The 20,353-nt window shown below is 49.5% G+C and carries 21 protein-coding genes, 1 tRNA gene and 1 rRNA gene; 20 read left to right on the plus strand and 3 right to left on the minus strand.

Annotated elements, in window-relative coordinates; all coding sequences use genetic code 11:
* The 11 genes from rrf (at window position 1) to P2G85_RS19105 (ending at window position 9,124) form a co-directional block, all read left to right on the plus strand.
* Window positions 1-116, plus strand: a 5S ribosomal RNA gene (rrf, locus tag P2G85_RS19055).
* Window positions 117-163: 47 nt separating this feature from the next.
* Window positions 164-254: transfer RNA gene (locus P2G85_RS19060), tRNA-Ser, on the plus strand.
* A 664-nt stretch (window positions 255-918) separates the two neighbouring features.
* Window positions 919-2,664, plus strand: a complete 1,746-nt coding sequence (locus P2G85_RS19065) for an ABC-F family ATP-binding cassette domain-containing protein (protein WP_275865653.1) — start codon at window positions 919-921, stop codon at window positions 2,662-2,664.
* A 316-nt stretch (window positions 2,665-2,980) separates the two neighbouring features.
* On the plus strand, window positions 2,981-4,369 hold the full coding sequence (gene atpD / locus P2G85_RS19070; RefSeq protein WP_275865654.1) for a F0F1 ATP synthase subunit beta: 1,389 nt from the start codon (window positions 2,981-2,983) through the stop codon (window positions 4,367-4,369).
* Complete coding sequence (locus P2G85_RS19075) at window positions 4,366-4,770, plus strand: F0F1 ATP synthase subunit epsilon (RefSeq protein ID WP_275865655.1); 405 nt, start codon at window positions 4,366-4,368, stop codon at window positions 4,768-4,770. The genes atpD and P2G85_RS19075 overlap by 4 nt, the downstream gene beginning before the upstream one ends.
* A gap of 4 nt (window positions 4,771-4,774) precedes the next feature.
* Window positions 4,775-5,044: an AtpZ/AtpI family protein gene (locus tag P2G85_RS19080; RefSeq protein WP_275865656.1), complete on the plus strand. Its 270-nt coding sequence runs from the start codon at window positions 4,775-4,777 to the stop codon at window positions 5,042-5,044.
* Window positions 5,045-5,097: 53 nt separating this feature from the next.
* The gene (locus P2G85_RS19085) at window positions 5,098-5,718 is read left to right on the plus strand and encodes a F0F1 ATP synthase subunit A (protein WP_275865657.1); all 621 of its coding nucleotides are present in this window, start codon (window positions 5,098-5,100) and stop codon (window positions 5,716-5,718) included.
* Window positions 5,719-5,728: 10 nt separating this feature from the next.
* Entirely contained in the window at window positions 5,729-5,995 is a 267-nt protein-coding gene (locus tag P2G85_RS19090; RefSeq protein WP_275865658.1) for an ATP F0F1 synthase subunit C, read from the plus strand.
* Window positions 5,996-6,043: 48 nt separating this feature from the next.
* Window positions 6,044-6,793: a F0F1 ATP synthase subunit delta gene (locus tag P2G85_RS19095; RefSeq protein WP_275865659.1), complete on the plus strand. Its 750-nt coding sequence runs from the start codon at window positions 6,044-6,046 to the stop codon at window positions 6,791-6,793.
* A complete protein-coding gene (locus P2G85_RS19100) occupies window positions 6,780-8,276 on the plus strand; it encodes a F0F1 ATP synthase subunit alpha (protein WP_275865660.1) in 1,497 nt (498 codons plus the stop codon). Before P2G85_RS19095 ends, P2G85_RS19100 begins: the two co-directional genes overlap by 14 nt.
* A complete protein-coding gene (locus P2G85_RS19105) occupies window positions 8,276-9,124 on the plus strand; it encodes a FoF1 ATP synthase subunit gamma (protein ID WP_275865661.1) in 849 nt (282 codons plus the stop codon). The genes P2G85_RS19100 and P2G85_RS19105 overlap by 1 nt, the downstream gene beginning before the upstream one ends.
* 267 nt (window positions 9,125-9,391) lie before the next feature.
* On the opposite strand, the gene P2G85_RS19110 is transcribed toward P2G85_RS19105, so the two are convergent.
* Entirely contained in the window at window positions 9,392-9,748 is a 357-nt protein-coding gene (locus tag P2G85_RS19110) for a YibL family ribosome-associated protein (protein ID WP_275865662.1), read from the minus strand.
* Between the two features lie 82 nt (window positions 9,749-9,830).
* Window positions 9,831-10,823, minus strand: a complete 993-nt coding sequence (locus P2G85_RS19115) for a 2-hydroxyacid dehydrogenase (RefSeq protein WP_275865663.1) — start codon at window positions 10,821-10,823, stop codon at window positions 9,831-9,833.
* A gap of 174 nt (window positions 10,824-10,997) precedes the next feature.
* Here P2G85_RS19115 and P2G85_RS19120 point away from each other — a divergent pair, with 174 nt between their 5' ends.
* On the plus strand, window positions 10,998-11,480 hold the full coding sequence (locus P2G85_RS19120; RefSeq protein ID WP_275865664.1) for a L,D-transpeptidase family protein: 483 nt from the start codon (window positions 10,998-11,000) through the stop codon (window positions 11,478-11,480).
* A gap of 3 nt (window positions 11,481-11,483) precedes the next feature.
* Here P2G85_RS19120 and P2G85_RS19125 read toward each other — a convergent pair whose 3' ends face one another.
* Entirely contained in the window at window positions 11,484-12,209 is a 726-nt protein-coding gene (locus P2G85_RS19125; RefSeq protein WP_275865665.1) for a glycerophosphodiester phosphodiesterase family protein, read from the minus strand.
* Between the two features lie 255 nt (window positions 12,210-12,464).
* Here P2G85_RS19125 and P2G85_RS19130 point away from each other — a divergent pair, with 255 nt between their 5' ends.
* The 8 genes from P2G85_RS19130 to P2G85_RS19165 all read left to right on the plus strand — a co-directional run bounded on the left by P2G85_RS19130 (window position 12,465) and on the right by P2G85_RS19165 (window position 20,222).
* Window positions 12,465-13,418 carry an L-lactate dehydrogenase gene (locus P2G85_RS19130; RefSeq protein WP_275865666.1) on the plus strand — a complete coding sequence of 318 codons (954 nt, stop codon included), beginning with the start codon at window positions 12,465-12,467 and terminating at the stop codon, window positions 13,416-13,418.
* A 597-nt stretch (window positions 13,419-14,015) separates the two neighbouring features.
* Window positions 14,016-14,783 carry a DUF3450 domain-containing protein gene (locus P2G85_RS19135; protein WP_275865667.1) on the plus strand — a complete coding sequence of 256 codons (768 nt, stop codon included), beginning with the start codon at window positions 14,016-14,018 and terminating at the stop codon, window positions 14,781-14,783.
* A complete protein-coding gene (locus P2G85_RS19140; RefSeq protein ID WP_275865668.1) occupies window positions 14,784-16,163 on the plus strand; it encodes a MotA/TolQ/ExbB proton channel family protein in 1,380 nt (459 codons plus the stop codon). It abuts the gene before it with no gap.
* Entirely contained in the window at window positions 16,163-16,717 is a 555-nt protein-coding gene (locus P2G85_RS19145; RefSeq protein ID WP_275865669.1) for a MotA/TolQ/ExbB proton channel family protein, read from the plus strand. Before P2G85_RS19140 ends, P2G85_RS19145 begins: the two co-directional genes overlap by 1 nt.
* A complete protein-coding gene (locus P2G85_RS19150) occupies window positions 16,714-17,118 on the plus strand; it encodes a biopolymer transporter ExbD (protein WP_275865670.1) in 405 nt (134 codons plus the stop codon). The genes P2G85_RS19145 and P2G85_RS19150 overlap by 4 nt, the downstream gene beginning before the upstream one ends.
* Complete coding sequence (locus P2G85_RS19155) at window positions 17,118-17,738, plus strand: energy transducer TonB (RefSeq protein ID WP_275865671.1); 621 nt, start codon at window positions 17,118-17,120, stop codon at window positions 17,736-17,738. The genes P2G85_RS19150 and P2G85_RS19155 overlap by 1 nt, the downstream gene beginning before the upstream one ends.
* A complete protein-coding gene (locus P2G85_RS19160) occupies window positions 17,735-18,907 on the plus strand; it encodes a tetratricopeptide repeat protein (RefSeq protein WP_275865672.1) in 1,173 nt (390 codons plus the stop codon). The genes P2G85_RS19155 and P2G85_RS19160 overlap by 4 nt, the downstream gene beginning before the upstream one ends.
* A 319-nt stretch (window positions 18,908-19,226) precedes the next feature.
* Complete coding sequence (locus tag P2G85_RS19165) at window positions 19,227-20,222, plus strand: porin (RefSeq protein ID WP_275865673.1); 996 nt, start codon at window positions 19,227-19,229, stop codon at window positions 20,220-20,222.
* Window positions 20,223-20,353: the final 131 nt, after the last annotated feature.

The following is a 20,353-nucleotide window of genomic DNA, read 5'->3' on the forward strand; positions in this document are numbered from 1 at the left end:
CTTGGCGACCATAGCGATTTGGACCCACCTGATTCCATGCCGAACTCAGAAGTGAAACGAATTAGCGCCGATGGTAGTGTGGGGCTTCCCCATGTGAGAGTAGGACATCGCCAGGCTTTAAATATCGCCTCTAGTGACATCACGCTAGAAGCACACAATTTGCGGAGAGATGGCTGAGTGGTTGAAAGCACCGGTCTTGAAAACCGGCATACGTTAATAGCGTATCTAGGGTTCAAATCCCTATCTCTCCGCCACTTTTTAAGAAAAACCGCTGTTTTACAGCGGTTTTTTCGTATCTGTCGCCTTGAAATCTACCTTTCCAGCAAGGTGATGCCGCTACTTGTCTTTTCATTTAAAAATAAAACGTTTCATCACCCCGCTTCACCTGATCATACTGTTTGCCTTCTTAATAAAGATGCATACGGCTAGCCGGAGATGTTTCTCTAGATAATCTGCCCGGAAAGCCTCAACGGTTTACACGGACAGTCTGATACAATCACGATTGTCATTCGGAATACCCATTCCGTGTTTGCGAAACAAAACATCAGCAAGTTTCAGCTGCTAAATAAAATACGCAGTAATAGTACAGTACTCGATGCTCAGTACATCTCTTTAGGATTTAATTTCTTTACTTTGTATAAAGCAACGATAGAATGCATGTTGTTGAATAACAGAAAATGGATGCATTTTCACAGATAATATAAGGAGGAAATTATGTCTTTGTGGTGTTCGATCAACCCACGCTTATTTGGCATGACAGCTCGCTCAAGAGTTATTGATATCGCGTTGCGATAATCTCGACTTGAGCGAATAATTACCTTTCGACGAAAAACGTCACTCGAGTACTTTCTCTCAAGCTCGAAGAATTATTGTCAACACAGACAATGGCGCAGTGCGCCCAAAATTCTTGAGAAATTTATGAGTACTTTTTTAACTGCACAATCCCTATCACTTTCCTACACCTCTACCGCTCTGTTCAGAGAGCTGAATGTGACTGTTAATCGCGGCGATAAGATTGGTCTTATTGGTCATAATGGCTGCGGCAAAAGTTCGCTGCTCAAATTGTTGGCTGGACAATATCAACCATGTGAAGGGCATGTCGCCAAGGCCAAGCAATGCCTGATGAGCTATGTCGAACAACATATTCCTCATGAGCTGCATTTCCGGACGGTTCTCGAGGCACTGACGGAAACGCTAACCGAAGACGAACACTGGCGAGCGGATCTGCTTTTGTCTGAGTTAGGCTTTTCTGAACCCGACTGGCACCTGCCAGTACACAGTTGCAGCGGTGGCCAACAGATGCGGCTTTTACTTGCCAGAGCGATTATCAATGAACCCGATTTGCTATTGCTGGATGAGCCCAGCAACCACTTAGATCTTCCTTCATTAATGTGGTTAGAACAGTTTTTATCGCAATGGAAAGGAGCCTTTGTGCTTGTTTCTCATGATCAAACCTTGCTTGATGCAGTGACCAATACAACCTGGGTGATGCGCGATCAATCGCTGTATCATTTTGCTTTGCCATGCTCTCAAGCGAGGGAAGCACTGAAAGAAAAGGACGAGCAAGACAGAGTTCGCCACCTTAATGAGCAGAAGGAAATTGATCGCATAGAGAAAAGCGCTAAACGACTGGCGGTGTGGGGTAAGGTCTACGACAATGAAGACTTAGCTCGCAAAGCTAAGACCATGTTCGCCAGAAAAGAGCGTTTGGAAGAGGAGCAAACAGAACTTAGCGAGAGCTCACCCTGGTGCCTGAAGTTCCAGGGAGAGGCGTTATCTGCCAACCGTTTAGTGGAAGTCGCCCCTTTTACTCTTAAGCCACCACAAAGCGATGTCACACTTTTTGAGATGACAGAAATGCGGATTAAAAGCGGCGATAGAGTCGCGGTACTGGGTAGTAACGGCAGCGGTAAGTCGACATTACTAAACTTCCTACATCGCTTCTACCAGCTCAAGGAAGCCGACGAAGCAGCACCTATAGGCAGCATTGAGTGTCCTGTGACCTTTCATGATCGCTGTCGCCTGGGTTACTACGATCAGTCACTCGAGCAGCTTAATGATCAAGACACGTTAAACAATGCGTTGCGTCAGTTCGCTGCTATCAGTGATGAGCAAAGTAAACGTGCATTAATCAGTGCGGGCTTTAAATACGCCAGACATGGTCAAAAAGTCGGGTTACTCAGCGGAGGGGAAAAGGCCAGGTTACTCTTTGTCGGGCTTACCTTAGCAAGGTATCACCTGCTATTTCTCGATGAGCCTACCAATCATTTAGATATGGAAGGGAAAGAGGAACTTGTTGAAACACTTAATCAGTTCGAAGGAGCCATCGTGCTGGTAAGCCATGATCGTAGTTTAATAGAACAGAGCTGTAACCGGTTCTGGCTTATTCAGAATGGAAACCTCACGGAGTACCTTTCTGCTGAAGAGGTCTATCTGCAAATTGCCCAGCAACCGGAGCATTCCGCGATCAATAATGTGCCGATAACAAAAGACACTCCAGCAGGCTTAATTGGAGAGCTAGCAGGAGAAGAGCTGCTATTGGAGCGTTTGATTCAGCTAGAGTCATTACTGGCAGATGATTTACAGCGAAAGCCCAAGCACCAAAAGCCAGATCTACAGAAACAGTGGCGAGAGGAGATTGACAAAATAAGTGGTCAACTTTGAGTAATTAGTTGTGAATATAATAATCGGATGAACTGAAATAAATCACGTAGCCCACCGCTGTGTGGATTGTTTTGGTTCTCATTTTCGCCACTACTCAAACCCCAGTCGAAAGACTGGGGTTTTTCCGTTTAAGTACCCGGAAAACAAAGAGCTCAGACCCTGCCTGACAACACCCAGCCTGCCGCATTACACAGACTACCTGATCTGAAACCTTAGGTTCTGGTAACCACGGCTCGTCTTGTCTTTTAATCAACTATACTACAGTGAGAGTGTAAGTGCATAAATCAGAATGAGTTTGGCATAAGCAGAGGGCTCAATGGTTACAGCGAGAAAAAGGCCAACCCCTATTGGTGTCATCACTGAGATCCATGGCCCGGTGGCCATAGTTGCGTGTGATACTTTACCTCCTTTGCATCAGGCCTTGTGTGCCAGCCTCAATGATGAAACTTATTATTTTGAGGTTCATCAACACCTTGATAAGCGCCACATCCGGACGATTATCCTGCACAGGAATGCGTCATTGCACCGTGGTGTGACGGTTTATGATACCGGCTCTTCACTTCACATTCCTGTGACCCCCGATTGCTTGGGACGTTTACTTAATATTTTCGGTGAGCCGTTGGATGGGGGGCGTGCACTCGAAACGCAGGAGTTCCGCGATGTGCATAGTAAGCCGGTGCCGATTTATCAGTCAGTTGGTGTCGGAAGCGTATTAGAAACTGGCATCAAAGTGATTGATCTTTTGTGTCCTTTCATTAAAGGAGGTAAAGCAGGCCTGTTCGGCGGAGCGGGGGTCGGAAAAACGGTGCTGATCATGGAGTTTATGCACTCAGTCGCTACGTTGCACCAAGGGGTGTCGGTGTTTTCTGGGGTGGGTGAGCGTAAACGGGAAGGTCACGAGCTTTGGCATGCTATCCGTGACGCTGGTGTATTACCCCAGACATTGATGATGTTTGGACAAATGGATGAGTCGCCCGGGGTGCGTTTCCGCGTCGGGCTTTCGGCTCTGACTTATGCTGAGTATCTGCGCGATACACTGAAAAAGGATGTGCTGTTTGTGATGGACAACATTTTCCGTTTTGTTCAGGCCGGCAGTGAAGTCTCCAGCCTACTCGGGCGTATGCCGGCAACTGTTGGCTACCAACCCACCTTGTCGACGGATATTGCCGAAATGCAAGACCGAATTTTATCAACAGACGATGGCAGTATCACTTCGGTACAGGCGGTTTACGTACCGGCTGATGACATCGCCGATCCTGCCGTGAGTACTATTCTGAGTCATTTAGATAGTACGGTGATCTTGTCTCGAACGCAGGCAGGTAAAGGCATCTATCCGGCGGTTGATGTGCTGCAATCAAGCAACAAGCTGATGGATCGCCATACCATTGGGACACGCCACTATAGTGTTGCTGAAGGTGTTCGGGAGCATTTGGCCCGCTATCAGGAGCTGGAAGATATCATCACTATGCTCGGGGTTGAGGAGCTGTCCTTGGCTGATCGCAAGATCATCATGCGGGCGCGCAAGTTGCAACGATATCTGACTCAGCCTTTTTGGACAACGGCCGCCCATACCGGTATGCCGGGTGTGTCAGTGCCTTTGACATCGACCATAAATGATTGTGAGCATTTTTTATTGGGTCACTACGATGAGATCCCCGAACAGTGCTGCTATATGCAGGGAAGCATGGAGAAATCATTACGATGAAAAGTTTTATGCTGCGGTTGCTTGATGCCACCCGGGCTGAAGAGTTTGCCGATGTAACCTCGTTTGTCGGAGAGGATGAGAGTGGTAGCTTCGGACTGTTAGCCGGCCACACGCGTTTTATGACGGTGCTTTCTGCCGGGATTGCCAAGTACCGTATTCAGGATGGTGGCTGGAAGTATCTGGCGGCTCCCGGTGGTGTGCTTTATTTTCACCGCAATACTCTGACCCTGTCGACGTATCGTTACCTGCAGGATGATGATTATTTGAGTATCAGCCAGGCATTGGAGCAGCAACTGCTTAGTGAAAAACAAAAGCTAACGTCTTTAAAAGATAGCCTGCATCATATGGAGGAAGAGGTGTACAAGCGGTTGTGGGAAATTGGCAAGAGGGAAACGGTGTAGGGCCATGGCGAAACTGGATGACTTCAAAGAAAAGGTCGAGCGTCAGGTCGGGCGGATAAAAAAAGCGGAACGGGAACGGCCAACCCTGTTCGGCCAGACGGTCTATATCGGAACCTTGGGGTTATTGTTTGTCTTACCGACGGTCGGCGGGGCTTACCTTGGGCTGTGGCTAGACAGCATGATGGAAGGATATTCGATTCGTTGGACAATAAGCCTCATTTTGCTTGGGGTGATGGTCGGGGCGGTAAATGTCTACCTGTTTATTAAGGAGTAAGGCTATGGAAAATCATCGAGTTGTTGTCGTTTTCAAAGTCGGCGACCGTCGCGATGCTTAGTAATACCGTCGTGACGACGTGGGGCATTATCGGCATGCTTTGGTGCGTCGCCTGGTTGTTGTCCCGCCGCTTGAGTACCACTCCCGGTTTGCTGCAGGTGGCGGTTGAAGGGGTCATTGCCAGCATAGAAAGTGCCATTAAAGAAGTAGCGCCGCAGCACGTGAAAGTCCTGATGCCTTTTATTGGCAGTTTGTGGGTGTTTCTCATAATTGCCAACTTGTGCGGGCTTATCCCTGGCGTGCACTCCCCGACTCGCGATCTTTCTGCCACATCAGCCCTAGCCATTGTTGTATTCCTGTCAACACACTGGTACGGGATCCGCCTGCAGGGGCTAAAGCGTTACTTGAGCCATTATTTCAAGCCGAGCCCAATTTTACTGCCATTTCACCTTATTGGTGAAATTACCCGTACGGTTGCGCTGGCCGTAAGGCTGTTTGGCAACATGATGAGCCTGGAGATGGCGGCCTTGCTGTTTCTGATGGTGGCGGGGTTCTTGGCACCGGTGCCTATTTTGATGCTGCATATCATAGAGGCACTGGTTCAAGCTTATATATTTGGCATGCTGGCACTTATATATGTCGCTAGCGGCCTACAGTATCAACAAAAGCAATAAGGAGGCTCAAATGCCTGAATTATCAACCTTTGCTTTGACTTCAACTGCTGTTGCAATTCTTGGCATTTCCATCGGAGTCATGTTGCCTGCGTTTGCGATGGGCTGGGCCGTCAGCCGGGCAATGGATGCACTGGCTCGCCAGCCAGAGGCCGAGCGGGCCATTATGCGCACCCTGTTTATCGGTTTGGCCATGATAGAGTCACTGGCGATTTATGTGTTGGTGATTGTGTTGATTGTGCTGTTCCGTAATCCGTTGCTCGAATATCTCATTAAGTAGGGTTAGCGGATTGCTGATGACGGCAGCCTTATATAAAGGAGCGAAATTTTGGAGTTCAGTTGGTCTACCTTTGTGCTGGAAATCATTAATTTTTTGGTGTTGGTGTGGATCCTCAAGCGCTTTCTTTTCAAGCCGGTTATGGAGGTCGTGAGCCAGCGCCAGGCGGGTATTGATGCGCAACTGGAGCAGTCTCAGCGCTTAAACGATGAATCTGCAGCCCTTAAAAATGAATATGAAAACCGCCTGGCCAACTGGGAGCATGAGTGCCAGTTAGCCAGAGCGGCGTTGGCTCGTGAGATTGATGCTGAACGGGCATCCAGATTGAACTTGCTGATGCGGTCACTTGAACAGGAAAAGGAAAAGGCCCAGGTGGCTGAAGCGCGCCAGCGTACAGAGGTAGTGCGCGAAATAGAGCATCAGGCACTGCAGCAGAGCGCTGAGTTCGCCACCGCCTTGCTCAGCAAGGCTTCGGGGGCAGAACTGGAGTCTCGGCTGCTGGACATTTTGTTGGGCGATTTGGCTGCGCTCCCTGATGAAAGTGCCACTGCACTTCGTCTGCAGTGGGGAGAATCGCCGGACGTTATCCTGGTAAGCAGCGCTTACCCGGTAGCGGAAAAAAAACGCCACGAGCTGGAAAAAGCACTGACGGCAGTCAGCCAACTTGCGGTTCCGGTTCAATATGAGCTGGATCCGCAGTTGATCGCGGGAGTGTGCATTATCATCGGGGCGTGGCGGCTGGATGCCAATGTCAGACATGATCTAAAAGGATTTGTGGAATTTGCCTATGTCACCCGATAACCACGGTGCCAACAGTCCGCTTGCTCAACAAGCGGCATGGCTGAAGGATTACAAACCGGGATTGCGCGTTGGGGAGCGGGGAATCGTATTGTCTTTGGGAGATGGTATTGCCAAGATCTCCGGGCTACCTTCGGCTGCCATGGACGATATTTTGGTCATGGAGGATGGCAGCCGGGCGATGGTTTTTGATTTGACGGAAGATCAGGTCGGTGCGGTGTTATTACACGATACCAGCGAGTTGACCGCCGGGACGCCGGTTCGCCATGGCCACCATCCGCTGGGGGTCGCCGTGGGGGATGACCTACTTGGCCGAGTGATCGACCCTCTCGGTAGCCCGCTGGATGGAAAAGCGCCTCCGGTCGCATCGGCATGGCAGCGGCTGAATACCCTGTCGCCACCTATCATCAACCGTGATTTTGTCAATTCCCCTTTGTATACCGGGATTAAAATCATCGATACCTTGATTCCGATCGGTAAGGGGCAGCGACAACTGCTGATCGGAGATGAGGGCCTGGGCAGGAGTGCACTGGCTCTTGATACAGTGATTAATCAGAAAAACCGTAATGTCCGTTGCGTCTATGTGTTAATCGGCCAAAGGCGTTCGACGGTCGTCAATACCATTGCGATATTACGCGAGTACGGCGCTCTGGAATATACCACTCTGGTGGTCGCGGAAGCGAACAGTTTGCCGGGCCTGCAGCATCTGGCGCCATTTGCCGGTTGTGCGATTGCTGAATACTGGATGCTGCAGGGACAAGATACCCTGGTGGTATATGATGATCTCAGTACCCATGCAAAAATCTACCGTGAACTGTCGTTGCTTTTGCGGCGCCCCCCTGGCCGGGAAGCCTATCCCGGCGATATTTTTTCAGTGCATGCCAACTTGCTTGAGCGCACTACGTGTTTGAGCCCGTCTTATGGTGGTGGGAGCATGACTGCGTTACCGATTGTCGCCACAGAGCAAGGGGATATCGCTAGTTATATTCCGACCAACCTGATCTCTATTACCGACGGACAGATTTATCTGGAAAGGAAGTTGTTCAGCGCCGGTATCCGCCCGGCCATTGACATTGCCCGTTCGGTATCGCGTATCGGCGGGCAAGCACAGCACCCCCGCATCAAAGAGGAGGTGGGGAGTATGAAGCTGAGCTACCTTCAGTTTTTGGATCTGGAAAGTTTCACTCGGTTTGGAGCTAAGCTTGAAGCCAGTATGGAGGCTGCGATTGAGCGTGGTCTGCAGTTAAGGGAGCTACTGAAACAGAAACAGTTCAGCCCTTATCATGAGGCTTTTCAGTTAGCCTGGCTTATTGCCTATAACGATGGACTTTTTCAGCCGGTTGAACGGCAAGAAATCCGCCCCCTGCTCGAGCGGCTTGCACAAGAAGTGGAGTATTCTGGCCTGACTCTTGACAGCCCTCGCGAGATGTGGAGCCGGGCTGTGGCGGAATGGATGGCGCCTAACGATGTTGAGGACAGCCACTGATGACCAACCGGCAGGGTTTACAACATCACCGTGATAGTGTGAATGAAATTATCAATATTCTCAAAGCCATGAAGACATTGGCTTATATGGAGAATCACAAGCTAGGCCATTACTTAGAGCAGCAGCATCAGGTGGTAGACGCTATCACCAGCGTGGCAGAGGATTTTCTCAGTTTCTATCCCGAGACATTACCCACCACTGGTAACACTACTTCTGTCTACTTAATCGTTGGCTCTGAACGGGGGTTTTGCGGGGGCTTCAACCAGGAGTTGATCCAGCATGTTGAGGGTTTATTGGACCATCGGCCTGATGCCAAACCTCATCTGATCGTCGTCGGGCGGAAGTTGTTTAATCTCATGCCGGAGGATATCCCGGTTTTATTCCGAATCAATGGTCCCAGTGTGGCGGAGGAAGTTCCAGTCGTCCTGGAGCAGACGGTTCAGTCACTGGCAGAATTACAGCAACAGCACCCATTGTTGCGTTTTCATGTTGTTTATCACAGTACAGGCCAAGGTGTTGTGATGAAACAACTGTTACCCTCTTTTCAGGGGGAACGCTTCCCACCACGCTTTCCGGCGCCCCCGGAGCTCAACCTGGCCCCGACGTCCTTCTTGCTGGAGGTGACCGAACAATATCTGTTTGCCGCGCTGCATGAGCTGTTTTATATGTCCTTGGTGGAAGAGAGCCATAACCGCATTATCCACCTGGAAGGTGCGGTTACGCATTTGGATACCCTGGCAGAAAAGCTGACCCAACAATTTAATATCTTACGGCGCGAAGAGATCATCGAAGAAATAGAGGTCATTTTGCTTAATGATGCTGGTATGGAAGGGGGAAAACCAAAATAAGGTTGCCATTAAAGGTAACCGGACAGAAGCTATCAGGGCATTCAGAGCTGATTGGCCAGGCAGCGTTTCTCCTCATCAAAAATAACCAAAGGGAACGGTGTAATACAGCCACTTAGCTGTTCACACGCATTTCGCATATGGGAAATATCGGCCAAAAAGGCATTTAGTTGCTTGGGAAAAGGGCGGGATTGTTTGGTCAGGTACGAAAAGCCCGAGTCAGTTCAGACTCGGGCTTTAAATGTAAATGCAAACATCGTTGCTGAGTGACTAAAACTCTTTTGGCGCAAAGCCGGTCATGACATCCAGACGCAGCTCTTTACCGATTTTTGTCATCGGGTGAACAATGACCAAGCCTTTAACGCGTTTCTTCAGTTTACCAATATCAGCCTGCTCTGCTTTAGTGATCTCGCGAGAAAATGGCATATCCAGCAAGCTCTTGCGCTCTTTGTTCAGCTCATAGTTTTGTTTGTGCTTAAGCTGGTTAAGTTTCTTCGTTACTTGCTCAACTTCGTCCGTGAACTTAGAAATCATGTCGTGATCACCACGAGAACGCGCAGCATCCAGTTTACGTTGGCAGTTATCTAAGCGGTTATGCAGCTTTTGAATGTCGGTTTTAAGGCTCATGGTTTCTTGTCTCAAATAAAATAGTTGGGGAGTATAGCACAGCGATTACGGTGCGTCTTATGCTATCCCCAACCGGATCAAATTAACTGATCAGTTCATTGCCTGAGGTTTGGCCGGCAAAAAAGGCTTCAATGCTGTGTAAGGTCACCGAGGCGATATTGTGCAGCGCTTCATTGGTCAGGAATGCCTGGTGCCCGGTGAACAACACGTTATGGCATGCTGACATCCGGCGGAACACGTCATCGACGATCACGTCGTTTGATTTATCCTGGAAGAACAGTTCTTTTTCATTGTCATACACGTCTAAGCCCAAAGCGCCGATCTTACCTTGTTTGAGTGCTTCAATCGCCGCCACCGAGTCAAGCAGTTCGCCTCGGCTGGTATTAATGATCATTACCCCGTCTTTCATTTTGGCAAAGGCGTTTCCATCCAATAAGTGGTAGTTCTCTTTACTCATCGGACAATGCAAAGTAATGATATCGGATTGGGCAAATATCTCTTCCAGTGTGCAGTAAGTTGCCCCCAACTCCACTGCCAGCGGGTTTTCGTACGGGTCAAAGCAGATGATGTTCATACCTAGTCCTTTGAAGATCCGCATGGCGGCAACCCCAATTTTACCGGTACCGATAACCCCGACCGTCTTGCCGTAGAAATTAAAACCGACCAGCCCCTCTAAGGAAAAGTTGGCGTCGCGGGTACGTTGATAGGCTTTGTGCAGGCGGCGGTTCAGACACATCATCATGCCGACCGCGTGCTCGGCGACCGCTTCCGGTGAGTAGGCCGGCACCCTAACGACTTGTAGCCCTAAGCGCTTAGCGGCAGCCAAGTCTACTTTGTCAAATCCGGCGCAGCGCATGGCGATCAATTTGGTACCGCCGGCGGCAAGCTGCTCAAGCACTTTTTCAGATAAGTCATCGTTGACAAACGCACACACGACCTCGCACTCATGTGCCATTTTGGCTGTTTTTGACGTCAGGCGAAAATCATTAAAGTGGAAGTTGAACGCTTGTTGTTTGGCTTTGCTGAATGAGGCTTCATCATAAGATTTTGCACTGAAAAAAGCGATGTTGAGCATAATAACCTCTCAAAGTATGCTGACTTTATAAAATAATACATTTACAAACTAAAGTAATATTTACGTTGTGACCAGTGAAAAATAAGCACATTAAGATTGCTTTAAACGTGGCTTGTGACTAGCATGCAGCCTCATTTGGTCAATCTTTATACGCGGAGTTAGGGTGCGGGGCTCATGTCAGTTAAGTGGGGATGTGTATTGTTGTGTAGTCTGCTGTCGGTTGGTGCCAGTGCAGCAGTAGAGTTGGTTAAAGTTGATAAATCCAAGCGGCGGATGTACCTGATTGAGGGTGAGCAAGTGCTCAAAGAGTTTCGCATCGCGCTGGGGAAGAATCCTCAAGGTCATAAGCAGCAGGAAGGTGATCACCGAACCCCGGAAGGTGAGTACACCCTTGATTACATCATCGAAAATTCGGCTTTTTACCGTTCCGTGCATATCAGTTATCCCGATGCAAAAGACCTGCTCGAGGCCGAGCGTCGCGGTGTCTCTCCTGGGGGGGATATTAAAATCCATGGTCTGAGAAATGATGAAACTCAGTCTCCGCAGTATGTGCAAAGCTTCGACTGGACCAGTGGCTGCATTGCGCTGACCAATGATGAACTTGATGAGTTTATTGAGATGGTGCCCATGGGGACACCAATACTGATTGAGTGGTAGTGGTTACTGTTGATGGCCATCAGGCATAAAACGCTGCGGAAAATCGCTGAAAATGCCATCTAACAACGGCAGGTGTTTTAGCTTATTCGGGTTGTTGACGGTAAAGCACATGACTTTATAGCCCGCTTGTTGCAGCGCAGTGACTTGTCGTGCGCGTATCCAGTTGATATTAAGGTTGCAGCTGTAGGCGTTGACTTCTGCCAGTAACTGCTTGTCTTTCTGGGTCAGGTACTCGCTCAAAACCGCTAAAGGGTAGCCGGAGCAGTGTTTGTGCAGTGCGCGCACAACATCATGGCTGAAGCTGGAGAGTAAAATTTTTTCTCTGGGTACGGAATGAGCCTGTAACTCTTTAGCTACCAACCGGGCGACATCCTCACTGTTGTGACGGTCAATTTTTACCTCGAGATTCAGGCAGAGATCATTGGCCGCGGCTAGGTTGAGCAGTTCAGACAGCGTGATGATTTTCTCTGCGTGAAAGCGCTCATCGAACCAGCCACCAAAGTCAAATTGACGCAGTTCTTCTGCAGTGTACTCATCTACGCGACCTTGGCCGTTGCTGCACCGGTTGATGGTGTGATCATGGCAAACCACCAGAATGTTATCTTTGCTTGGCTGGATATCTACTTCAACCCAGTTCAGGCCAAGCTCAGCGGCCGCCAAAATACTTGCCCGGGTGTTTTCGGGATGGGTGCCGGCTATTCCCCGGTGTCCGATTAAGAGGGTTTTCATCATTAGCCTTTAATTTACAAGGTTAAATGACTCGATTGTACTCGTTTTCCTCAGCTAAACTAGTAGCACACGCAAAGGTTAGCTAAAACGCTCATCACAACCCCAATTAGTGTCCGCGTATCGGTGTGCTGATTAAGACTGGATTGGTGATGTATTACCAGTAACATGCGTATTGTATTGAGGATTTTGAGTGCTCTTAGTGCCTGTTTGGGTTGTAAAACCAGAGTACTGCGTTTTGTTGTCACGGAGAGAAAAATGAAGATTGGTGTGATTGGTGCCGGTGCTGTCGGTGTTGGAGTATGTAACTATTTGCTCACTATGGGCAGTGTCAGTGAACTGGTTTTGCTGGATCAGAATCTGGAGCGGGCAGAAGGGGAAGTGTTTGATTTTCGCCATACTGCCGCACTGACGTTTTCTAAAAATACCCATATTATTCCTACCGACGATTATTTAGATCTGCTTGGTGCAGATATTGTCGTCATTACCGCCGGAGCCCAAATTAAGCAGGGCCAGACTCGAAATGATATTGCTGAGATCAACGCCAAAATCGGCGTCGAGATTGCACATCAGGTAGAGCGAGTTGCGCCCAATGCGGTGTTGATTGTGGTCTCAAACCCTTGCGATATCGTCAGCCATTTTATTGTCGAGAATACCGGTTTTGATGAGAAGCAGGTTATCAGCAGCGGATGTGTGATCGATACCGCCCGCCTGATGAGTATTGTTGCCAACCGCGTCGACCTCGACCCAAAAAATATTTTTGGTTATGTACTGGGTGAACACGGCAGTAACTGTTTCACGCCGAAAAGCCTGATTTCGATTGCTGGTCAGCCCGCGGATTACTATTGTGATGCCAATCATATCGACCGGGTTGATGCCGATGAACTGCTCGAGGCGGTCAAGCAAGCCGGGTATGAGATCTTCCGCCGCAAGCAGAACACCGTGCATGGCATTGCCGCCAGTGTGTTTCGTATTATCCAGGCCATTGTCATCAATGAACGCTCGGTACTGCCGGTCGGGACGATGATCCGTGGTCATTATGGGCTGGAAGGGGTAGTAGTCAGCTTGCCGACGGTGGTGGGAAAGAAAGGCGCGGAAGCCGTTCTGACGCATCCTTTCACGGCTGAAGAGTTAGCGACATTACAGACCATAGGGCAAAACCTGCGTGGGATCGTGGCAGATGTCGCGAAGGCGACCGGATTAAAATATTGAATGCCAGTTGCACAGCTTTGGTAAGTTTGGCTGCGAGGCGTCATCAAGGCCTGTCAATCGACAGGCCTTTTTGATCTGACTGAGCCTGAAAGTCGCTGGGTTGGAGTGTTACAAGCAATAATCATTGTGGCCGGTCTGGGTGTTACTATCAATGTGCGGCCAGGTATGCCTTAAGTCCTGCTGGCAGATGTCGAACAGCCGTTTTTTTATCATTCTATTGTCGGCACTTAGCAGATTAACGCCCAGTAGGAACTCCTTAGGTAAACTCGGGTTGAACGACGTCTTCAATAGCTAAGGCCGGATGTGGCATCACTGATGACCTGGCGATAAAGTGGAGAGGGAGCGGTGTATGCCACTCTGTTTGCATGGCGTTGGTCGGTGTTACGTATGAGAATGTTCCGCATGATGGCGCAGAGGGTGTTAATGCTGGTAAGGATCCTGTATACAAGAAGACACAAGATAGTACGAGCGGCATGTTGCCTGGGCAGATTGAAATGTCATGGTGACTTTTCAATTTTAGTTTTGGTAACGCTGTTTTTAAGGGGGAGGAGACGCCTCTCTTTTTAGTTATATCTCACACGGAAAAATGCATTTGGTATGAATCACATTAAATCTGGCCTTGCCCTGTTCATTACCGCACTGGCGGTTCCTGCTCTCGCAACCAATCTGGATGATGCCCAGGCAGTACAGAGTAACACCAACCAGGCGTCGGCGATCAGCCAACAGCGTATTAATGTCAGTGCAGAGAAAGCGCTGGCTTTAGAAGCAGAAATCGAACGGCTACAGGAAGAGATCAGCAACTTGCAGATTTATCGTGATCACCTTGCCAGCCTGGTTGACAGTCAGAACCAGGAAGTCATAAGCCTGAATGAGCAGATTGAACAGATTGCTCACACGCGTCAGGGAGTGGTGCCTTTGATGTATCACATGCTTGATGGCCTAAAGACTATCGTGGCAAATGACAAGCCAATCCGCAAAGCACAGCGTGAAGCGCGGATCGCCAAGCTTGATGCGATGATGAGTCGTGCCGATGTCGCGGATGCTGAGAAGTTTCGTCGTATTCTTGAGGCGTACCAAATTGAAATGGATTACGGTACCAAGCTTGGTATCTATCAGGGCAAGATTACGCTCGGCAATGATGAGCAGATTGAAGCCGATGTGCTCTACCTTGGCCGGGTGTCCTTGGTGGCCCGCAGCCTGTCAGGGCAAGCTTTCTGGAGCTGGTCACAGCAACAACGAGCCTGGCTTCCGGCTGGCTCTGAACAAAAAGCACAGTTGGATAAAGCCTTCGCTATGGCAAATAAACAGATTGCCCCGGGTATGCTGACTTTGCCGGTGTCGCTAGCTGCCGCAGAGGGCAAATAAATGATTAAGAAATGGTTATCGGCTGCATTAATTTCCACCGCGGTACTTGTCCCTCACACCACACAGGCCAGTGAATCGGGTGTTGCCCAGCAGAAAACTCTGCTGCAACACGCGCAACAAGAGAATCGTCAGCAACAGGCGCATAATGTGGTACGTGAAGCTGGTTTTAAGCAAACCGAACAAGAGCTACAAGCGCTGAAAAACAAGCTTGAGGCACAACGTGCAGCGTTACAGGCGCAAGCAGACAGCCTGGCAGTGACGTTCAGCAACAATGAGTCTGAGCTGGTTCGACTGGAAGAAAAACTGCGCCTTGAAACCGGCAGCCTGGGTGAGCTGTTTGGTGTGGTTCGCCAGAGTGCCAAAGAGCTGCAAGCAGAACTCAAGCACTCAGTAACAGGCGTGGATGCCAACTCTTACCAACAGAACATTGATGACATTGTGGCGGCGAAATCACTTCCGACTCTGGATCAGCTACAGGCGATGTGGCGCAGTATGCAAGAGCAAGTTAAAGCGAGTGGTGAGATGACAAAAGTGTCATTTACACTGCTGGATGGCGAAGGCCGGGAGCAAACGGTAAGCGGTGTTCGTCTTGGCTCAATGGCTTTGCTTGATGATGTAGGTTACGTGAGGTGGAACGGCCAGCGTGGTGATGCGGTGAATTATTTGCGTCAGCCAGACAATGGACCAACAGCCACTACGCTGAATTCAGGTGAAATCAACGCCGTTGTGATAGACCCATCACGCGGTATTCTGCTGGGGCAACTGGCCAACTCTCCAACCCTTGCAGAACGCCTGAATGCGGGTGGGGTTGTGGCTAAAATCATTCTTGGCTTACTGACGGTCGGCCTAATTATTGTGCTGGTTCGCGGTGTGTCACTGATGATTGCCCGGCAGAAAATCGTTAAACAGTTGCAGCACCCGGCTCAGCCAGCAGACAACCCGCTGGGGCGTGTGCTGGCGGTATACCATAAAGACAGATATCGCAGTGTCGAAGCACTGGAGCTGCGCCTTCTGGAGGCGGTACTCGATGAGCAGGCACAGCTGGAAAAAGGCCTGTCAATGCTCAAACTGCTGGCCGCTCTGGCGCCGATGCTTGGTCTGCTCGGCACTGTGACCGGTATGATTGAGACCTTCCAGGTGATCACTCAGTTCGGTAACGGCGATCCCAAAGTGATGGCGGGCGGAATATCAATGGCACTGGTGACGACGGTGTTGGGTTTGATCGCGGCAATGCCGCTACTTCTGGCGCATAATTTATTAAGCTCCCAGGCAGAAAACATCCGTAATATTCTTGAAAAACAAGGTATTGGTTTAGTAGCGGAGCAAGCAGAACGTGATCTGCCGGGTAATCCGAATGCAATAGCGGGGAACGCGGCATAATGGAGCAGATCCTACTCAACACCCTGGGTTTGATCAGTAAAGATTGGGCCTCGGTCTTGATGAGTTTTATGCAGCAAGGCGGGCAAATCTTATGGTGGTTGGCTGCCGTGGTTGCGCTTTGCTGGTTACTGGTTATGGAACGTGTGCTGTACCTGATGACGGTTTTTCCTAAGGTAGATAAACAGCTTCGTAAGCAGTGGCTGGCCCGAACTGACCACCACTCCTGGTACGCGCAGCAAATCCGCGCAGGGTGGATTACGCAAGCACAAATTGAACTGCGCCAAAACTTGTCAACCATTAAGGTGCTGGTGGCGATCTGCCCGATGCTTGGTCTGTTGGGGACGGTAACCGGCATGATCAGCGTTTTTGATGTGATGGCAACCCAAGGCAGCAGTAATCCCAAATTGATGGCTTCAGGTATTTCCCTTGCTACGCTGCCAACCATGGCAGGCATGGTCGCCGCGCTGGCTGGTATGTTTGTCCATGCTCGTTTAAGAAAAGTGTGTGATCGCAAAGCCATTCAGTTAGAACGATCTTTAAGGAGCCAAAAGTGAGACTCGGACGCAGACCGAACCAGCAAGATGAAGCGCAGCTAGATTTAACCTCGATGTTGGATATCGTCTTCATCATGTTGATTTTCTTTATTGTGACCAGCTCTTTTGTACGCGAATCCGGGGTGGAAGTGAACCGGCCGCAAGCCGCAAACGTGGTTAGCCAAAAAGACGCCGGTATCTTTGTTGCGGTGACCGCAGCCAACGATGTGTATATTGACAAACGTTTGGTGGATCTCGAACGAGTGGAAGCCGCCATTGAACAACTGCTTCTGGAACAGCCGGAGGCATCACTGGTTATTCAGGCCGATGAGCATGCCTATAATGGCACCGTTGTAAAAGTGATGGATGCAGCGAAAGGCGCCGGGGTGAAGAACATTGCCCTGGCGGCGGAAAAACCTTGATGGGCAGGTTATTACTCGCGTTACCAGCGTCAGTCATGATTGTGGTGAGCTTGTTCAGCTTTATGGCCTGGATGGTTGATACAGGCAGCCAGCGTGCACCGAAGCCTTCGCAGTTGGTGCGGTTTGACATGGTAATGGTAGAAAACGATGCCGATGTACAGCGCCGTCAGCGTGCTGTCCCAGAACGGCCAGAGCAGCCCAAAGCACCGCAGCCGATGGACTTTTCTCAAGCAGAAACCCAACTGGAGCCAATCGGCCCGGCTCCCCTGAGCAGTGAATTAGGTTTGAACACCGCACTTGATGGCGTCGCGATTAGCGTGCCAGATCTGCAGGGCACCATGGGTAACCGACAGGCCCTGCCGCTGTACCGCGTCGAACCTCGCTACCCGGCGAAAGCGCTGAAGCGTAAGGTGGAGGGGTATGTCATTCTGCAGTTTACGATTGATACGGCAGGTCGCCCCAAAGACATCAAAGTGCTTGATGCTAAGCCAAAGCGTATGTTCGAAAGAGAGGCGATGCGTGCTTTGAAGCAGTATAAGTATCAGCCTAAAGTTGAGCATGGGGTATCAGTAGAGCAGCAAGGTCAGACATATAAAATGGAGTTTAACTTGGCCAAATGATGAAGAACTTCTTGATCAGTGCAGTACTGGGCTTCAGTGCGTTTACCACCCTGGCCAGTGAACTGAGCCAATATACCGCGACACGAGTGCAACGGGCCCATAACCTGGCCGAGGAAAAAAAGCTTAAAGAGGCAATTGCGACTCTGGAAGCGTTGGATCTTTCCCGTGGTTACGATCAAGCGTTTGTGGCGCGGATGCTGGGCGTTTTCTATTGGCAAAACGAGCAAGTGAAGCTTGCGATTAAGCAATTAGATGTTGCGGTAAACAGCGGTTTGCTGGGCGATGAGCAAGCTTGGCAGACGCGCAAAATGTTGGCGGACATGCTGCTTAACGAACAACGCTTTGCTGAAGCATTACCACATTACTCCGCTTTGAGTCAGTCGGTGCCTGAAGGGCAAAAGGCGGATGAAATCTGGCTGCGTATTGCTCAGGCTCACTATCAGTTGAGTCAATGGAGTCAAGTCCTTACGGCGATGGCCCGCTACGAAGAGTATGCGCAACCTGACCAACTTACTCCTTTGTCTCTCAAACTTTCAGCTGAGTTACAGCTGAAAAAGTGGCATCCGGCGATCAGCACGATCAAACGTTTGATCGCGATTGAGCCAGAGCGTGTGGAATGGTGGCGCCAGCTGGTGGCACTATACCTTCGGATTGATGACGATCAGCACGCACTGGATTTTATGGCGTTGGCGAAACTGCAAGGCGCAGAGTTGAGTGACGATGATCTTAAGTTACTGGCTCAGTTGTATGGCAAGCGCGGTGTTCCGGAGCGAGCGGCTCAGCTTTTGGGAGAGCTGGCCGATGTGGACTCTGACAGCAAGTTAAAAGCGCAACAGGCGATTTACTGGCAAATGGCCAAAGAGTGGGAGAAATCGATCGTCAGCTGGCGAGCCGCTGCCAAACTTGACCGTCAGTACTATTGGAATCTTTCACAGCTATTGATGCAAGAGGGGCACTATCAACAAGCCCTTGTTGCATTAGATAAAGTCACTGGCCGCAGAGCCGATGTGGCACTTATCAAGGCGCGGGCGTATTACAAGCTAAAACGTTTTGATGATGCACTAGCTAATGCCAAACGAGCTGATGCACTTCGACCCTCGGAGCAGGCGAAAAGCTGGGTGAAGTATTTGTCTCAATTACGTGATATAGAATCAAACCAGAACTCTTAATTCGCTAAACACCAATAAAAAAGACCCGAGATTTGTCTCGGGTCTTTTTTATTGACGGTTAGAGACATCATGGGATCAAAATGAACATCCCTTTGCACGGTGGAAGATGTGACACGCAAAAAGCCACATAATTTTTGCTGGGGAATGAAAAGTTCCCTATTTTTTTGAGCTTTAGATCAAAAAATAGCCATTAATACCACCAATTGCATAAAAAGTATTTGTTTCATATATATTTCATTACTAGTTTGTTATTTGTTCGTAACAAAGAGGTTTTGCTGTCGGACGAACTGGTAACAACAAACATATATGGATGTTAACAATGAAAATGAAAACTCTAGCCGTTGCAGTCGCGGCACTAGCATGTGGTACACAAACTTTTGCAGCAGAAATCTACAACAGCGATGGCACATCGATGTCGATTGGGGGCCACGTAGCTGTAGGTGTTGGTGAATACTTTGAAGAAGACGTACGCGTTCACCAAGTGTCACCGCGTATCAACGTCGCTGGTAAGAAAGACATCGGCAATGGTGTAACGGTTGACGCGAAAGGCGAATGGGCTCTGAACTACCTAAGTGGTGGCAAAGAGTCATTTTCTACTCGTCTGGGTTACATTGGTGCGACTCACGCAGAGCTGGGGCGTGTGGTTGTCGGCACACAATGGTCTCCATACTATGATGTCGCCAGCGCAACCGATATGCCGATTGCGTTTGCCAACGATTTCCTTTACTCCGATTACTACAACCTGGGTTCAGCACGTGCAGAGCGTATGGTGAGCTATCGTAACAGCTTTGAGCTGGGCGAAGGCATGAGCTTTGACCTGGGCGCAGGCTGGCAAGGTGAGCACGAAGGCTACGATGCTCGCGGTCAGATTACCCTAGGCTTTGAAGTTGCAGGTGTTGGCCTGGGCTATGCCTACAACGGCGGTGATATTTCAGAAGCAAGCATCGGTACTAAGACAGCAGAATCTCACATCTTCTCTGCGAAATACGGTAGCTACGGTTCAGGTATTTACGCTGCAGTTGTATACGGCATGAACGATTATTTTTACGTATCTGATAAGGTTCGCGTTCCAGAATCGACTCAGCTTGAAGCGCTTTTGGCCTACGGTGTGAACGACTGGACGTTCAGTATCAACTACGAAGCGGTAGAAGATGACAAAGATAGCAAGACACTTTACAGCCACTCTGCACTACAAGCTGAGTACGCAGTGACTTCCTCTTTCTACACGTTTGCGGCATACCAGTTTGATCTGGGCGACGACTACGGTAGCGAAGAGAACGATTACTGGACTCTGGGTGCACGTTACTACTTCTAATCACTAGGACAGTTTCTACTGCCTAAACACAGTGATTGTGTTAACGCCTGCTCGCGTGGGCAGGCGTCTTTCTTTCTCTGTACTAGCCATTATAAACAATGCCCGCAATAAGCGGGCATTTTGTCGTCAGT

This window comes from Vibrio sp. CAU 1672, from assembly GCF_029223195.1.
GTDB lineage: Bacteria > Pseudomonadota > Gammaproteobacteria > Enterobacterales > Vibrionaceae > Vibrio.

Coding starts and splice junctions, on each gene's coding strand:
- P2G85_RS19065 (WP_275865653.1), top strand. CDS start 919: ATGAGTACTTTTTTAACTGCACAATCCCTATCACTTTCCTACACCTCT.
- atpD (WP_275865654.1), top strand. CDS start 2,981: ATGGTTACAGCGAGAAAAAGGCCAACCCCTATTGGTGTCATCACTGAG.
- P2G85_RS19075 (WP_275865655.1), top strand. CDS start 4,366: ATGAAAAGTTTTATGCTGCGGTTGCTTGATGCCACCCGGGCTGAAGAG.
- P2G85_RS19080 (WP_275865656.1), top strand. CDS start 4,775: ATGGCGAAACTGGATGACTTCAAAGAAAAGGTCGAGCGTCAGGTCGGG.
- P2G85_RS19085 (WP_275865657.1), top strand. CDS start 5,098: ATGCTTAGTAATACCGTCGTGACGACGTGGGGCATTATCGGCATGCTT.
- P2G85_RS19090 (WP_275865658.1), top strand. CDS start 5,729: ATGCCTGAATTATCAACCTTTGCTTTGACTTCAACTGCTGTTGCAATT.
- P2G85_RS19100 (WP_275865660.1), top strand. CDS start 6,780: ATGTCACCCGATAACCACGGTGCCAACAGTCCGCTTGCTCAACAAGCG.
- P2G85_RS19105 (WP_275865661.1), top strand. CDS start 8,276: ATGACCAACCGGCAGGGTTTACAACATCACCGTGATAGTGTGAATGAA.
- P2G85_RS19110 (WP_275865662.1), bottom strand. CDS start 9,748: ATGAGCCTTAAAACCGACATTCAAAAGCTGCATAACCGCTTAGATAAC.
- P2G85_RS19115 (WP_275865663.1), bottom strand. CDS start 10,823: ATGCTCAACATCGCTTTTTTCAGTGCAAAATCTTATGATGAAGCCTCA.
- P2G85_RS19120 (WP_275865664.1), top strand. CDS start 10,998: ATGTCAGTTAAGTGGGGATGTGTATTGTTGTGTAGTCTGCTGTCGGTT.
- P2G85_RS19125 (WP_275865665.1), bottom strand. CDS start 12,209: ATGAAAACCCTCTTAATCGGACACCGGGGAATAGCCGGCACCCATCCC.
- P2G85_RS19130 (WP_275865666.1), top strand. CDS start 12,465: ATGAAGATTGGTGTGATTGGTGCCGGTGCTGTCGGTGTTGGAGTATGT.
- P2G85_RS19135 (WP_275865667.1), top strand. CDS start 14,016: ATGAATCACATTAAATCTGGCCTTGCCCTGTTCATTACCGCACTGGCG.
- P2G85_RS19140 (WP_275865668.1), top strand. CDS start 14,784: ATGATTAAGAAATGGTTATCGGCTGCATTAATTTCCACCGCGGTACTT.
- P2G85_RS19145 (WP_275865669.1), top strand. CDS start 16,163: ATGGAGCAGATCCTACTCAACACCCTGGGTTTGATCAGTAAAGATTGG.
- P2G85_RS19155 (WP_275865671.1), top strand. CDS start 17,118: ATGGGCAGGTTATTACTCGCGTTACCAGCGTCAGTCATGATTGTGGTG.
- P2G85_RS19160 (WP_275865672.1), top strand. CDS start 17,735: ATGATGAAGAACTTCTTGATCAGTGCAGTACTGGGCTTCAGTGCGTTT.
- P2G85_RS19165 (WP_275865673.1), top strand. CDS start 19,227: ATGAAAATGAAAACTCTAGCCGTTGCAGTCGCGGCACTAGCATGTGGT.